This is a genomic window from Dyella sp. OK004 (genome assembly GCF_900114495.1).
GTDB lineage: Bacteria > Pseudomonadota > Gammaproteobacteria > Xanthomonadales > Rhodanobacteraceae > Dyella_D.
The window spans coordinates 525244-540042 of record NZ_FOZI01000003.1 but is presented as its reverse complement, the minus strand read 5'-3'; the positions used below and the strand labels follow the sequence as shown (position 1 = coordinate 540042).

General features: G+C 60.8%; 13 protein-coding genes. 7 read left to right on the top strand and 6 right to left on the bottom strand.

Going from position 1 to position 14799, the window contains the following annotated elements; genetic code table 11:
- The first annotated feature begins 27 nt into the window (after positions 1-27).
- A complete protein-coding gene (locus tag BM338_RS14860; RefSeq protein WP_218156358.1) occupies positions 28-2019 on the top strand; it encodes a CocE/NonD family hydrolase in 1992 nt (663 codons plus the stop codon).
- A 201-nt stretch (positions 2020-2220) separates the two neighbouring features.
- Here BM338_RS14860 and BM338_RS14855 read toward each other — a convergent pair whose 3' ends face one another.
- A complete protein-coding gene (locus tag BM338_RS14855; protein WP_090451969.1) occupies positions 2221-3114 on the bottom strand; it encodes a LysR family transcriptional regulator in 894 nt (297 codons plus the stop codon).
- A 105-nt stretch (positions 3115-3219) separates the two neighbouring features.
- Between BM338_RS14855 and BM338_RS14850 the strand changes: the two genes are divergently transcribed.
- On the top strand, positions 3220-4089 hold the full coding sequence (locus tag BM338_RS14850) for an SDR family oxidoreductase (protein ID WP_090451967.1): 870 nt from the start codon (positions 3220-3222) through the stop codon (positions 4087-4089).
- A gap of 444 nt (positions 4090-4533) precedes the next feature.
- Here BM338_RS14850 and BM338_RS14845 read toward each other — a convergent pair whose 3' ends face one another.
- Positions 4534-5295 carry a response regulator transcription factor gene (locus BM338_RS14845; protein WP_090451965.1) on the bottom strand — a complete coding sequence of 254 codons (762 nt, stop codon included), beginning with the start codon at positions 5293-5295 and terminating at the stop codon, positions 4534-4536.
- A 342-nt stretch (positions 5296-5637) separates the two neighbouring features.
- Between BM338_RS14845 and BM338_RS14840 the strand changes: the two genes are divergently transcribed.
- The 4 genes from BM338_RS14840 to BM338_RS14825 all read left to right on the top strand — a co-directional run bounded on the left by BM338_RS14840 (position 5638) and on the right by BM338_RS14825 (position 8329).
- On the top strand, positions 5638-5982 hold the full coding sequence (locus BM338_RS14840) for a VOC family protein (protein ID WP_090451963.1): 345 nt from the start codon (positions 5638-5640) through the stop codon (positions 5980-5982).
- Positions 5983-6257: 275 nt separating this feature from the next.
- On the top strand, positions 6258-6614 hold the full coding sequence (locus BM338_RS14835) for a YciI family protein (RefSeq protein ID WP_090451961.1): 357 nt from the start codon (positions 6258-6260) through the stop codon (positions 6612-6614).
- Between the two features lie 88 nt (positions 6615-6702).
- Positions 6703-7455 carry a hypothetical protein gene (locus BM338_RS14830; RefSeq protein WP_255367325.1) on the top strand — a complete coding sequence of 251 codons (753 nt, stop codon included), beginning with the start codon at positions 6703-6705 and terminating at the stop codon, positions 7453-7455.
- Between the two features lie 178 nt (positions 7456-7633).
- Positions 7634-8329 (top strand): CBS domain-containing protein, encoded by a 696-nt coding sequence (locus tag BM338_RS14825; RefSeq protein WP_090451959.1) that lies wholly within the window; start codon positions 7634-7636, stop codon positions 8327-8329.
- A 150-nt stretch (positions 8330-8479) separates the two neighbouring features.
- On the opposite strand, the gene adhP is transcribed toward BM338_RS14825, so the two are convergent.
- Together adhP and BM338_RS14815 are read right to left on the bottom strand one after the other, a co-directional pair.
- On the bottom strand, positions 8480-9505 hold the full coding sequence (gene adhP / locus BM338_RS14820) for an alcohol dehydrogenase AdhP (RefSeq protein WP_090451957.1): 1026 nt from the start codon (positions 9503-9505) through the stop codon (positions 8480-8482).
- 124 nt (positions 9506-9629) lie between these two features.
- Complete coding sequence (locus BM338_RS14815; RefSeq protein ID WP_090451955.1) at positions 9630-10772, bottom strand: hypothetical protein; 1143 nt, start codon at positions 10770-10772, stop codon at positions 9630-9632.
- Positions 10773-10900: 128 nt separating this feature from the next.
- Between BM338_RS14815 and BM338_RS14810 the strand changes: the two genes are divergently transcribed.
- Positions 10901-11623, top strand: a complete 723-nt coding sequence (locus BM338_RS14810; protein WP_177229367.1) for a Crp/Fnr family transcriptional regulator — start codon at positions 10901-10903, stop codon at positions 11621-11623.
- Between the two features lie 15 nt (positions 11624-11638).
- Here the strand turns inward: BM338_RS14810 and BM338_RS14805 are convergent, their stop codons facing one another.
- Positions 11639-13684, bottom strand: a complete 2046-nt coding sequence (locus BM338_RS14805) for a PAS domain S-box protein (protein ID WP_090451951.1) — start codon at positions 13682-13684, stop codon at positions 11639-11641.
- Positions 13681-14436, bottom strand: a complete 756-nt coding sequence (locus tag BM338_RS14800) for a response regulator (protein WP_090451948.1) — start codon at positions 14434-14436, stop codon at positions 13681-13683. Before BM338_RS14800 ends, BM338_RS14805 begins: the two co-directional genes overlap by 4 nt.
- Between the last annotated feature and the right edge of the window lie 363 nt (positions 14437-14799).

Here is a 14799-nt window from a genome sequence, read left to right as displayed (position 1 = left end):
GGCGGCATCACCACCAGGGGAGCTCATATGTCACGCCACCATTTGGCCTCGATCGCCGCCGCCATGGCCGCCTCGTTCTGCCTCGCCTTGCCTTACACCGCGGCAGCTCAGGCCAAAGACCCGCAGGCCGAGCAGATCGCCAAGCGCAATGACACCGAGAAGGCGCTGGAGGATGTGGCGGTGATCGACCGCAAAGTGATGGTGAAGATGCGCGACGGCAAGCGCATGGCCGCCGACATTTACCGTCCGAAGAATACCAAGGGCAAGCTGCCGACGATCTTTTCGCGCACGCCGTACAACTTCAACTACTGGGACGTGAAACTCGGCGCGCCGCGCGACATGACGCGCCCGCTCGACGCGGTGAAGCATGGCTACGCCTACGTCGAGATGAACGAGCGCGGCCATTTCTTCTCCGAAGGCAACTACGACATTCTCGGCGCGCCGGTCAGCGATGGCGTGGATGCGGTGCGCTGGATTTCTTCGCAGCCATGGTCCAACGGCAAGGTGGGCACCACGGGTTGCTCGTCTACGGCTGAGTGGCAGATGGCCGTGGTATCGCAGAACGAACCGGCGCTTGCCACCTTCAATGTGCAGGGCTTCGGTGCGGGTGTGGGCCGGGTAGGGCCGTATTACGAGCAGGGCAATTGGTATCGCGGCGGCGCGGTGCAAATGTTGTTCATCGCCTGGATCTACGACTACGGCATCCAGAATCAGGTGCGGCCGATGTTCTCCGCGAACACCACGCAGGCCGAGCTGGTTAACGCCTCGCGCTTCTTTGACCTGGCGCCGCAGATGCCACCGGTGGATTGGGACAAGGCGTTCCGGCACCTGCCGGAGAAGGACCTGATCAAGGCCGTAGGCGGCCCGCCGGGCATCTTCGACACGCGCATGCCGGTCGCCACCGGCGGCAACATGATCGCGCGCACGCCCAACGACCCCGCCTGGCACAAGGGCGGCCTGTGGCACGACAACATGAAGATCGCCAAGCCGGGCCTGTGGTTCATGAGCTGGTTCGACGTATCGGTGTCGCCCAATCTCGCGGCCTATAACGAGGTGCGCCGCACCGCGCCCAAGGAGGTCGCCGACCAGCAGTACGCGGTGATCGCACCGGTGCTGCACTGCGCCTACACCCGCGCCACCGAACACACCGTAGTGGGTGACATGGACATGGGCGACGCGCGCTTCGACTACAACGCGCTGGTGTTCGGCTGGTTCGATCGCTTCCTCAAGGGCGAAGACAGCGACGTGGTGAAGAAGCAGCCCAAGGTGATGTATTACCTGATGGGCAAGAACGAGTGGAAGAAGTCGGCCACGTGGCCGCCGGCCGGTGCCACGACAAGAGAGTTCTACTTCACCAGCGAAGGCAAGGCCAACACACTCTACGGCGACGGCAAACTGATCGCTCAGCCGGACGGCGATGATCACCCCGACCAGTTCGTCTACGACCCGGCCAATCCGGTGCCCACCTACGGCGGCGGTGGCTGCTGCCAGGGCAACGCGGTGAAGTTCGGTTCGTACGATCAGCGCGAACAGGAAACCCGCAATGACGTGCTGGTGTACGACACCGAGCCGTTCGCGCAAGGCACCGAAGCCAGCGGGCCGATCACCGTCACGCTGCACGTTTCCTCCAGCGCGAAAGACACCGACTTCACCTTCAAGGTGATCGATGTATACCCGGACGGTCGCGCCTTCAACATCACCGAGAACATCCAGCGCATGCGCTATCGCAACGGCTACGACAAGCCGCTGGCGTGGATGAAGCCGGACGAGGTGGTTGCGGTGACCTTTCAGCCGATCGATACCAGCTATTACTTCAAGCCGGGCCACAAGCTGCGCATCGCCATCTCCAGCAGCAACTTCCCGCGCTTCGACCGCAACCTCAACACGGGTGGCAACAACTACGACGAGAGCGAAGGCGTGATCGCTCGCAACGCGGTACATCACAGTCGTGCTTATCCGTCCAGCGTTGTGCTCACCGTCGTGCCGACGGAGCAGCCGTCTGCGGCTGGAAAGGACTGACTAGCGTCAGCGGGTGAAACGCTCGAATAACCTCTTCTTACTCGTCATTGACCAGCTTCGCTGTTGTAAAGCGCTTCGGCGAAAGCCGGAATCCAGTGCCTTTGCTCTTCAAGAATTTAAAGTCGCTGGATCCCGGCTTTCGCCGGGATGACGAACTTGAAGGTCAGTTATTCGAGGCTCCCTTGAGCGACGAGAGAACCTTCATCTCCCGATATAGGCGGCGAGTTCGTCGGGCGTACCCAGTGGGAAGGCTTCCCTGAGATAGTCCAGGAACGCCGACACGCGAGCGCTCAGCAATCGCCGCGTGGGGTAAAGCACCCAAAGGGCGATCTCAGGCCCTTCCACGTCACCCCAATGCACCAGCGTTCCGGCGGCCAGATCCGGGATGGCCAACGACAGGGGGAGGCGCGCGGCGCCGACACCCATGCGAACGGCATCGCGAGCCATGATGAGCGATGACAGGCTGAGCACGGGCTTGGCCGCTATGGTCAATGGCCCCGAGGGCGTCGCCACCGTCCAGATTTCTGCCTGCGTCATGGGTCCGCGGGTTACGGTAGGCACCGGTCCGCCGTCGGCGGGAAGTGGCAGGTTCGGGCTCGCGACAACCACCAGCCGATCACGAAGGAAGATGCGCCCGACAAGCGTTGCATCAGGTTCCGGATTGACGCGAATGACCAGGTCATAGGCTTCTTCAATCATGTCCACGGCGCGATCTTCCGCGGTGATCTCCAACTGCACCTCCGGATACCGAAGCGCAAAACCCGCCGCCAGTTTTCCCATGGCGGCTTGCGAAAAGAGCAGCGGCGCGCTGATTCGCAATCGACCGCGGGCGGCGTGTCCACCTGAGGCGATCGCTGTGGCCGTTTCCTCAAGCTCGGTCAGCAAGAGGCCCGTTCGTTCGAACAGAGCGCGGCCCTCTTCGGTGAGCTTGAGGGATCGCGCGCCTCGCTCGAACAAGCGCAGGTCCAGGCTGGCTTCCAACTCGGCCACCCTCCGGGACAGGGTCGCCTTCGGGCGGCCGGCTTCGCGGGCGGCTCTGCCAAACCCGCCATGGCGGGCCACCAGGTTGAAGTCGGCGAGCGCGAGCAGGTCCATATGTGTCTCACCAGTGGGACGGGGCGTCTAATTTTAACGGCTATTCGCCGAAAATTGGATCAATAACATGTCGGGTGTGTTCTCAACCCAACCCGGAGTAATTCCATGACTATCCTCGTTACTGGTGCCACCGGCCGCGTCGGCCGCCATGTCGTCGACCAGCTCGTCAAGCGCGGCGCCTCGGTGCGCGTGCTCACCCGCGACCCGTCGAAGGCTCAATTCCCCGCTGGCGTCGACGTGGTCCAGGGAGACCTGCTCGACATCGATACGCTGCGCGCCGCGTTTGATGGTGTCAGCACTTTGTTTCTGCTCAATGCTGTCACCGGCGATGAATTCACCCAGGCGATCATCACGCTCAACGTTGCCCGTGAGGCGGGAGTCGAGCGTGTCGTCTATCTGTCGGTCATCCATGCGGACCGCTTCGTGAACGTGCCGCACTTCGCGGTGAAGTTCGGCGCCGAGCGGATGCTCGAACAGATGGGCTTCAGCGCCACGATCCTGCGTCCGAGCTACTTCATCGACAACGAGCACACGATCAAGGATGTGGTCCTCAATCATGGCGTCTATCCGATGCCGATCGGTAGCAAGGGCATCGCCATGGTCGATGCGCGCGATATCGCCGAAGTCGCCGCCATCGAGCTGATTCGTCGGGACCAAGCCCCCGCTACATTGCCTGTCGAAACGATCAACCTGGTCGGCCCTGACACGTTGACGGGCTCGGATGTGGCTGCGATCTGGTCGGATGTACTGGGACGTCCCGTGGCATATGGCGGCGATGATCTTGCAGGGTTCGAGCAGAACATGGCCAGCTTCATGCCGAAGTGGATGGCGTATGAGATGCGCCTGATGGCCGAGCGCTTCGTCAGCGAAGGCATGATCCCCGAAGCGGGCGATGTCGAGCGCCTGACGAACTTGTTGGGCCGGCCGCTGCATTCCTATCGTGGCTTTGCCACCGAAATCACGACAGCAGCCTGAGGCTACACACCTGTCGTCCTGATTTAGCGTCGAACCTCAGCGGCGCGAATTCTTGGCTCCCTCCCCCTGCAAGCAGGGGGAGGAGAAAAGCGCGCGCCGCTAAGGCTGGTTGCTACTGCAAATGTATCTCGCGGCGCGTAAGCCGGTAGATCTTTCTTCGTCGTGAAACAAGGTGGCCCGAGTTTCCGAGGAGCACGTACCTCGTCGCTCCCCATATGGCCCGGACGAAAGAGACGTCCAAGCTGCGGGCTTTACGGAAAGCCCATAACCAACCGAAACGATATGCCATGTCTAATCAATTCCGCAGGAAAACAATCCCCCTTGTTAGGTAAGCATCCTGCGTACTTCTCGATTCTTGCATGCTTCTCGGCGATTCTTTCCATGACCAATGCGGCGCGATTAAGTGAACGTCAGTAACGTGAAAAAAGGATGACAAGAACCACGCTACGCACTCGGTCGGTCGTGGACATGATCGCCAGCACTGCGGTGAAGCAATGAAACTTCAGCTTGCAAGTCGGCCATTCGATAGCCCGCGGATTGAATCGTATGCAGCAACGGCGAGTCGAATGGATGATCGATGACCCGCCTCAAATGATAGATATGCGTACGCAAGGTGTCTGAGTTAGGCGGCGCGTCGCCCCACACTTCGCGCTCCAGACCCTGACGAGAGACGATGTGTGGCGATTCACGCATAAGAATCGCCAGGAGCTTTAGACCAATGGGCGAAACAGTCAGCCATTGATCTCCACGCTGCAAATGCCGCGCACCCATTTCAAGGGTTAGATCACCAACCCGGAGAATCTCCGTCGACACTTGCCGCCGGTCGCGACGGATCAAGGCACGTATGCGGGCTTCCAGCTCGCGCAGGGCGAAAGGTTGGACCAGATAGTCGTCCGCGCCGGCCTCCAACCCAAGCAGTTTGTCGTCGAGCGTCCCGCAAGCGGCGAGCATAAGGATGGGCGTGGACCTCCTGGCCTCCTTGCGCAACTTGCGACAAACCTCCAGGCCATCCATGTCGGGAAGCATGCGGTCGAGCACGATGGCGTCGTAGCCGTGCGTCACAGCCAGATGTAATCCACCGATGCCGTCGTAGCTGTAATCCACGGTAAAGCCACGGATGTCGAGGAACTCGCCAATGCCTTCGGCGACATGGCGGTCGTCTTCGATGAGCAGGATCATTCCGCTGTGTTCTTCGCGCCTACGCATGGCGGTCTCCCCGCAGGGCTGGGCGCCGTAGCGTAAATAATTCGCGAATAGGGTGGGGTGACAGCGGCGTGAACCCGGATATGGCTCATGCAGCCATCGTGCAGTCTCAGATCGCGTGACGCGGCGTGGGTACGAAAAATGCAGGGAACTTCGGGATTTCATGGCCTCATGCCGAGCATGGCAGTCAGTGATGCCGCGTCATGCAGCCGCAGATACATGAAACCCGTGGTGACGTCTTCCAGTAGCAGCCATTGCCAGCGCCACCTGATGACGGCGAAGCTGCGCGATGAACTAGAAGGAAAGGGATATGTCCGGCATGCTTTTTTGTAACCTGGAGGAACCATGAGCATTGCAACGGTATTTGCACATGTGTGCTGTTCCGACTTACGCCTCAGTGCCCCCTGGTACGAAAAACTCTTCGGTCGCCGCCCCATTCGACAACCCAGCTCCACCCAAGTGGAGTTCCAGTTCAGCGACTCGGCCGAAGTACAACTCATCCAGGCATCTGAAAACGCGGGCCACACCCATCTGACCCTGGGCGTTCTGCCCATGCAGCCTGAGCGCCAACGTTTGATCGACGCAGGCCTGGAGCCAGGACCCATTGAGGAAACCCGCGGCTACTTTGTTATGTGCATTCTCGATCCCGACGGAAACAGGATCACGTTTGCCAGTGCACGGCGAAGCTAAGGCGAAACATCTGGATCCAGGCTGAGGGAACTCACTCTCAGGAGCGGTGGCATACACCTTGGCCAGCACCCATGACGTCACTCGCGCTAGTGATTAGGGAGCGTTATCGGGGCAGTCCAATCATAGGCGGGAAGTGCTTACGATCCCGGAGGGCAACACCATGCGAAAAGAGCCAAAATTTTTCCGGGCAACTTGTCGAAATCCGGCCTTGCCGTTCGTCGCTACAGTGAAGGCCAGGCAACCAGCCTGGCCGATGCCCCTATCAGGAGACCAAAATGCCGCAGTATCTGATCTCTACCTACCTCCCCGATGACTTTGACCCGTCCGTCGTCACCGAAGCGACCATCGAAGCCATCCACGCGCTCAACAAGGAAATGATCGCCGCTGGGGTCAGGAAGTTCGCGTGCGGCGTGAGCCCGAAGGCCGTGACACTGCGGTCGCAGCCCAACGGTGAGGTGCTCGTCACCGACGGGCCGTATCTGGAGACGAAAGAGTTCGTGGGCGGTCTTTCGATACTGGAAACCGAGAACCTGGACGAGGTGTTGGCGTGGATGCGCAAGGGTGCCAAGGCGCTCCATGGCGTGGTCGAGGTGCGAGAGATTTTCTTTAATCCCGCCCCCGCGGAAAACTGAGCGGTACGGCAGCAGCGAACGGGTGCTGCGCGGAGGGTCAGGCGCACGGCACGTTTCTATATGAAATAACCGATTGTGGGGAAGGACCATGCGTAAAAACGAGATTGGCGCATTCTTGATGAAGTGCTCTGTCCTGCTTATCGGGCTTGGGGCGGTACACCAGGCGATGGCACAGGATGCCGCGACACCCTATCCGAAGATGGCCCCGATCGAGCAATACCTCATGGCGGATCGGGAAGCGGAGATAGCCCTGGCACGCAGTGCGGCGCCGGCGTCCATTTCCCGTGATGCGACGATCCTGGTGCTGGGACGCAAGGGTTACGAGACAGCGGTCAAAGGCAAGAACGGGTTTGTCTGCTTGGTGGCTAGAGGTTGGTCGGGACCGTTTGACTGGCCCGAGTTCTGGAGCCCGAAAGTGAGGGCGGCCGATTGCCTGAACCCCCAAGCTGCACGTTCGATCGTGCCCATCTTCAATCTGCGCGCCAAGATGGCGATGGCTGGTCGTTCCAAGGCGGAGATGCTGTCGGCAGTCCAAGCCGCGTACGCGAATAAACAACTGCCGGACCTCGAAAGCGGCGCCATGGATTACATGATGTCGAAATCGTCGTATCTGACCGACGAAGGGGACCACAACATGCCGCATCTCATGTTCGACACCCTGGTCAAAGACGGCAAGGATTGGGGTTCAGGCGCTGAGGGCTCGCCGGTTATGTCCAGCCCGTATTGGTTCTTCTCCCCGAAAGAACAGCCCCAAATGAAAGGGCTGCCGCCGATTCTCGTGTTCTTAGTCCCAGCCCCCACTTGGTCCGACGGAACGCCTGTGGGCACGCATAATCACTGATACGGACGTCGTCTGGCGGTGTGGGCATCCTGCGCGTTAGCAGCCCTCGCATCGCCATGACTTTCTCTCGGCGGCTATGCGCTCAAATGGAGGCGTGATTCAGCTCAAGAATTGATATACGTCAATCCTTCCTTTTTTGGCTTGCCCATACTCGAGCCAGTCAGAGGAGGTCTGAATCATGATCGTCAGCGACGCCATGACCTGCCAGGTACGTACCGCTCTTGTCACCGACAGAGTGTCTCTCGTGATGCGCATCATGCTGGGAGTGAGGGTGAGCGGGCTCCCTGTCGTTGATGGTCACGGAGCCTTGATCGGCATAGTGACGGAGGGCGACTTACTGCGCCGGACGGAGATTGGAACCGAGCGTCGGCGGCCACGCTGGCTGGAAATCATTCTCGGACCTCGACGCCTGGCACAGGAGTATGTGGAGTCTCACAGTCGCCGGGTGGGGGACCTGATGACGACTAATGTGCTGACTATTGACGAGACCGCCCCTCTGGTTGATGCGGTAGACCTCATGGAAAAGCACCATATCAAGCGCTTGCCCGTGATGCATCAAGGTCGGCTCATAGGCATGCTCAGTCGGGCAGACCTTATGCGGGTGTTTCTCAACGCTATGCCTAGAGAGGAAGGCGTGGCCGACATACCGGATGCTGATATTCGGGCGCATATCTATCAAGAGATGCTGCGGCATCCATGGATCACCCATTCGGCGATCCAGGTTGAGGTGACCAAGGGCGCTGTCGATCTTCATGGTGTCGTTACAAATGACGTCATGCGTCACGCGCTGCGTGTGCTGGTGGAGAATGTTCCCGGCGTCGTAAGCGTCAAAGATAAGCTGACTAACGCCTCGCTGATCACGGGCGACATTTAAGTTCGGTCAGCAACGCTCGTGCTGCCAACGGATGTTTATTGCTGGTGCTATCTCACGGATACCCCGAGTAGATCTGCTTGCTTCGCAAGCCATCGTCGGGTGATTGGCAACGCTCGCTCTTGAGCCAAAAACGAGCGTTTCAAGCAACGTCTACAAGTCGATGACGATCCGCCCGTCGATCTTGCCGGCCTTAAGGTCCGCGAATACCTGGTTGATGTCGGTCAGCTTGGCCTTGTGAATATGGGCGCGCACCTTGCCATCGGCCGCGAAAGCCAGGGCTTCGGCAAGATCCTTGCGCGTGCCGACTATCGATCCCCGCAAGGTGATGCGCTTCAGCACAACATCGAAGATGGGGGTCGAAAAATCACCAGGAGGCAAGCCAACAAGGCTCACGGTGCCTTTGCGTCGTGCCATGTGTAGCGCCTGATTGAAGGCCGGCGGCGATACCGCGGTGACCAGCACGCCATGCGCGCCGCCACCCGTCTGCTTCACGATCTGCGCCGCGGCATCCGGCGCTTTGGCATTGACGGCGATATCCGCGCCGAGCTGCCGGGCCAGGTCGAGCTTCTCTTGGGTGACATCGAGCGCGGCGACGTACAAACCCATCGCCTTGGCATACTGGATGGCGATGTGGCCCAGACCACCAATACCGGAGATGGCAATCCATTCGCCCGGCTTTGCCTCCGTTTCCTTGATGCCTTTATAGGTGGTGACGCCTGCGCAAAGTATCGGTGCAAGCGCCGCAAAATCCGGGCTGGCCGGCAGACGGGCGACATAGGCTGCCGAACCGATAGCGTATTCCGCGAACGTGCCATTCACGCTGTAGCCGCTGTTGTGCTGCGATTCGCACAGCGTCTCCCAGCCGTCGGTGCAGTATTCGCATCCACCGCAGGCATCGTGCAGCCAGGCAATACCGACGGGGTCGCCCTCCTTGAGATGCTTCACACCCGGCCCGATTGCGGCGACAAAGCCGGCACCCTCGTGGCCCGGAACAAAAGATGGCGTTGGTTTGACCGGCCAGTCGCCGTCGGCGGCGTGAAGGTCGGTGTGGCATACGCCGGTCGAAACAATCTTGACGAGCACTTCGCCATAGCCCGGCACGGGGATCGGTATCTCATCGATCGTCAGCGGCTTGCCGAATGTGTGGACGACTGCCGCTCGCATGGTCTTCGCCATATCACTGCTCCTCGGGTTGATAGGGCGACGTTAAACAATGTGGCGGACGGTGTATTGATCTCGATCAAGCGAGCGAGAGCGGCCGGGGTTGCTGTAACAGGCAAATGGGTGGACGCAGCTCACTTCACGCGCGGTAGCGCGGTCCATATTGACGAGGATCGATTCTTTCCTGAGTTGGTCGGAGCGCGGCAACGGCGCTCAACGTTTCTGACGGAACGGACTGCGCCAACAGGTAGTCCATGGGGTAGTCGATCCACGCCTGCATGGCTGCTCGAAGCGCGAGCTGCGCTTCCGGCGACAAGATCGCCAATTCCTTGAACAAGGCCGTGAGCGCACCGTGTGCGTTGAGATGTTTGGCCAGATTGATCGCATAGCCGGACGAGCATATCGATCGGGTGGTATAGGCATCGGCGATGGTGTGGGCGTAACCATGGGCTAGCAGCGGGTCCACCGCGTCTGCGATATTGTTTGCCAGCAGGGCGATCCGTCGTTGCGGCTCGATCGTGGTCAGCCGTTGATGCCTCAACCCATGGCGTTGAACATCCCGGAGCAACTCAGCGGGCTGCGCCTGCAATTTATGCTGTTGTGCCGGACATGCCGACAGCGAATGCGCATCACCCCGGTCGCAGGCCATCCGCAGACTGCCGTGCAGGCAGCCAATGGCCAAGCTCCGGGCAACGTCATGTGCGAAACGGCGTCCTGCCGCGCTGTCGTAGGGCAACTGCAACATGGCCATGGCATCGGCCAGCCCCATCACGCCGATACGCAAATGGGTATGGGCCTGACCGCCGGACTGATCGGCCATGCAACACGCATTGTCCAGCGCGTGAACTGCCAGTGCGGCAACAGCCTCGAACGGCTCGTGTTCAAAACAGGCATCGTCCGAATACGGCGCGCATACGAAACTTGCTGCATTCAGTACCGCCGCCAATCCGTCGCCGGGCCAGTCGGGTTTCGCGGTTCCGGCGCTGACTATGATTCGCTCATCCAGCAACAAGCGCCAACTTTCGCTCGCTTCGATCATCCGACGTTCGAAGGCTGCCGCCTGATCTCGGGGTTCCGCCGTCGACAGCAACCGCGCGATGCGCGACCAGGTGTCATGGATGGAAAGGTCGCGCAGATATCCTTCTTCGCGCCAGCGAAACCAGGCATCCCAGGCTTCGACCGCGATGATGTCCTTGAAGGGCGATGAATGGCGCATGGCGACCCGCACGATGAACTTGCCTGCAAGTATTAGACGGCCGCCGGCGAGGGACTTGAGCCACATCAATTTTTTGAGCGATGGGTCGGTTACGTACTGTTACAAACCGTTTCCGGGCTGACGTCACCCTGTGACACGGCGACGCTACTTTCTGCATGTGTTTCGGGGATTCGCCAGGACTATGGGGTGTCGTCATGATCATGCAGACTACAGTTGCTTCAACCCGGGCGCCGACCGCCCGCTATCCGGCAACTGAGCATGAAGCCGGATTCACCGACATCGATATCGATCTGCTACGCAAGTACGTGCCGGTACTTCGCCACAAGCTTTCCGCCGGGCAATATCTCTATCACGCCGGCCAGCCTTTCCAGTCGCTGTACCTGATCAACTCGGGGTTCCTGAAAACGGTTGAGCTGGCGGACGACGGACGCGACCAGGTCACCGGCTTCCGTATGCGCGGCGACTTTTTGGGCGCCGAGTCCATCGGGCTGAAAACCTACGCTTGCGGTGTCGTTTCTCTGGAATCCGGCGAGGCCTGGGAACTCCCTTATCCCGCAATGCTTACTGCGTGCCGGGAGATTCCCGAGCTACAGGCACGCCTGACCGCGGCCCTGGCGCAGGAGATCCGCGACGACCACGCCTGGATGCTGGCGATTGGCACGTTGAATGCCGAGCAGCGCGTGGCGAGTTTCCTGCTCGACGTCGCCAAGCGCTATGCGCAATTGGGTTACAGCGCCCGTCATTTCATGCTGCGCATGCGCCGCACGGACATGGCGAATTTCCTGGCGCTTAAGCACGAAACCGTCAGCCGCGTCATGTCGCGGTTGGATGACCTTCGCCTGATCTCGGTCGAGCGCCGTGAAGTCCACGTACTGGACGATAGCGGCCTGAGGGCCATGGCAGGAATGCGCGCCTAGCCTTGTCCTGTCAAGCTATGGCGGCGAACGATGCTTCAACGCATCGTGCATGGCAGCGGCAAGCGCTTCCATGCGATAAGGCTTGCGCAGCAGGTTAAATCGCTTGAGTGAGGCGTCGTCGGTATCAAGCGACCAATGCTCATAGCCCGAGGTCAACAACACGGGCAGGCCGGGGCGCATCTGTTGCGCGGCCTTGGCCAGCTCCATGCCGGTCATGCCGTTGCCGAGCACGACGTCGGAGAAGAGCAGGGCGATTTCCGGATGTTGTTCAAGCTGGTCGAGTGCCTGGCTGGCATTGTCGGCCTCTCGCGTGGCGTAACCCATCGAGTGCAGGAAGGCCAGCGCAATGCCCCGCACTTCGGGCTCATCCTCCACTACCAAAATGGTTTCATGGCCTGGCGGAACCGCGCGTTTCTGCGGCACAGAACCTTCTTCGGGCGCGGGAATGGCCACTGGAAAATGCAGGTCGACGCGGGTGCCATAGCCTAGTTGGCTGTCGATGCTGAGATGTCCGCCGGACTGCTTGACGAAGCCGTACACCATGCTCAATCCGAGGCCGCTGCCTTTGCCGACTTCCTTTGTGGTGAAGAAGGGCTCCAGCGCGTGGGCCTGCACCTCGGGTGTCATCCCCATGCCGGTGTCGGCGATGCTGAAAACCACATAAGAACCCTGCGGGATCTTGATGCCCGCCTGGGTGGGGCCGATATGTTCTTCGCGTACAGTGATGGTCAGAGTTCCGCCCCGTGGCATGGCATCGCGCGCGTTGACAGCCAGATTCACCAGGGCCGCATCGAATTCGGCCGGATCGACATGGATGGGTGAAATTTCGGCCGGCCCCTCAGTTACCACCGTGATCCGCTCGCCCAGGGTGCGGCCCAGCATTTCCTTGAGGTCCGTGAGTACGTGGGTGGCATGGACCGGGCGTGGCGTGAGACGCCGGCGACTTGCGAAGGACAGCAGCTTGCTGGTCAGCGCGGCGCAACGATCCGTCGCGCGTGCCGCGCTTTCGATAATCTCCGTGGCTGACGAGTGAGTTGGCAGCGTCGCCATGAGCAACTGCAAGTTGCCCGAGATCACCGTCAGCAGATTGTTGAAGTCGTGAGCAATACCACCGGTGAGCTGGCCGATCGCATCGAGCCGTTGTGCGTGAGAGAGTTTTTCTTCGCTGCGGCTACGCTGGACCGCTGCCGCGAGCATGTTGGCGACGGATTGCAGAAAGTGGAGTTTGTCGTGATCGAAGCTGTCCTGTTCCCTGGACAGCACAAGCAGCACGCCCATCGGCTCGTAACGGTCGAACAGCGGAACCATGCCCGCCTCTCGGAAGCCGGCCTCGATCAGGGTGGCCCGCATCTGGCTGAACGTCTCACCGGTACGCGACAACATAATCGGTGCGACGTCGCGCTCAAGTACTTTCGTCATCCAGGCGCTCTGCGAAATCTGAACACAGACGGTCCGCAACAGGTCGGACGGCGCTCCAGTCGCCGCGCGGGCATGGAGATCGGTGCCGTGGGCGTCCCGAAACAGAATGGCGGTGGCATCGGTTTTCAGCGCCGCAGTGATCAGCGACGGCATGCCATCCACGGCCACGTCGTAGTTGGGCGATTCGAGCAGCAGGCGGCTCGCTTCCGCAACGAAAGCGTCATAGCGGGCACGCACCAGGGCCTGGCGGGCCCGCTGCGTTTCGGAGATGTCGCGGATCGATGCCGCAAACAACGGGCGGCCATCGACCGGAATCGGGCTGAGTCCGATTTCCACTGGAAAGGACTGGCCATTGCGGCGCACACCAGTCAGCTCGTAACCCGCGCCCATGGGACGCACGCGCGGGCTCGACATGTAGGTGGAGCGATGCACGATATGTGCGCTGCGCACCTGCTCGGGCAACAATGCCTCGACTTTCAGTCCGCGCAATTGGCCTTCGTCATAACCGAACAGGTGGTCGGCCTGCGGATTGGCCAGCACGATGCGGCCGTCATGATCGACCACGATCATCGCGTCGGGCGCGGTCTCGAAGAGCGCCTTGAACAGGTCGGCGTTGGTGGCCAGATCGGGGACCGTACTCATGCCCGCTTTACTCGTTCGGTAAACATATAGCCGGCGCCGCGGATCGACTTGAACAGGGCGGGGCGTGTCGGGTCGGCGTCGATCTTGCGACGCAGGCGGCTGATCTGCACGTCGATGGCGCGGTCAAAGGGGCCAGCGTCCCGTCCATGGATGTGAGTCATGATGTCGTTGCGCGACAACACCCGATTGGGGTGCTCCAGGAACAGCTGCAGCAGGTCGAATTCGCCGGTGGTCAGCGAGATCTCCTGGCCTTCAGGGCCGGTGAGCAGGCGCGATCCGGGGTCGAGTTGGTAGCCGGCAAAATGCAGGGCCGGCGAACCCTCCCCGGAGGGAGTTTTCGGCGGCGGCCGCCCGGCGGACCGGCGAAGCACGCTGCGTATGCGTGCCAGCAATTCGCGCAGTTCGAAGGGTTTAGTCACGTAGTCGTCGGCACCCAGCTCCAGCCCGACCACGCGATCGACCGATTCGCCACGGCCGGACACGATGATGACCGGTCCTTGCCAGTGCTCATGCAGGTAGCGGGTCAGCGCAAAGCCATCTTCACCCGGCAGGCCCAGGTCGAGCAGCACAAGATCCACGGCCGTGGCCGCCAGCGTGTTTCTCAGCATGGCGCCATTAGCCGCGACCATCACCTCAAAGCCCTGGCTGGTGAGGTAGCGATTTACCAGGGTCGAGATTTCCGGGTCGTCCTCCACCACCAGCAGGCGGGTCGGGCGTGATCCGTTGGCGGGCTCAAAGCTTTCAACCGACATGCGAGAAAACCTTTGGTTGAGCGTAGGTGCATCTTACTGACAGGTGCGTCGCCACTACCTTCAAGCCTCAGCCTTTGGCCCGACCCGCTATAAGGCGTGGTCCGGCCTGCCTGCGAAGGTATCTGCTGCGGACAGAACGATACATCCGGCGGCGTGTCGCCGGGAGAGGCGGGCACCGAGTGTGCCTGGGAAGGGTGGCGCGGTTCGCGCATCAACTGCCGTGCGTTGATGTCGGGCATGGCGCCGATGATGAAACTGGCCTCGTCGCGGATGAGGAGGGCAACTGCTTGCGCCATGCCTTCCGGCAGGCCGACAGAAGGGCCGGCGGCAATGGATGCGCGGCCTGCCTCTCGGACTTTCTCT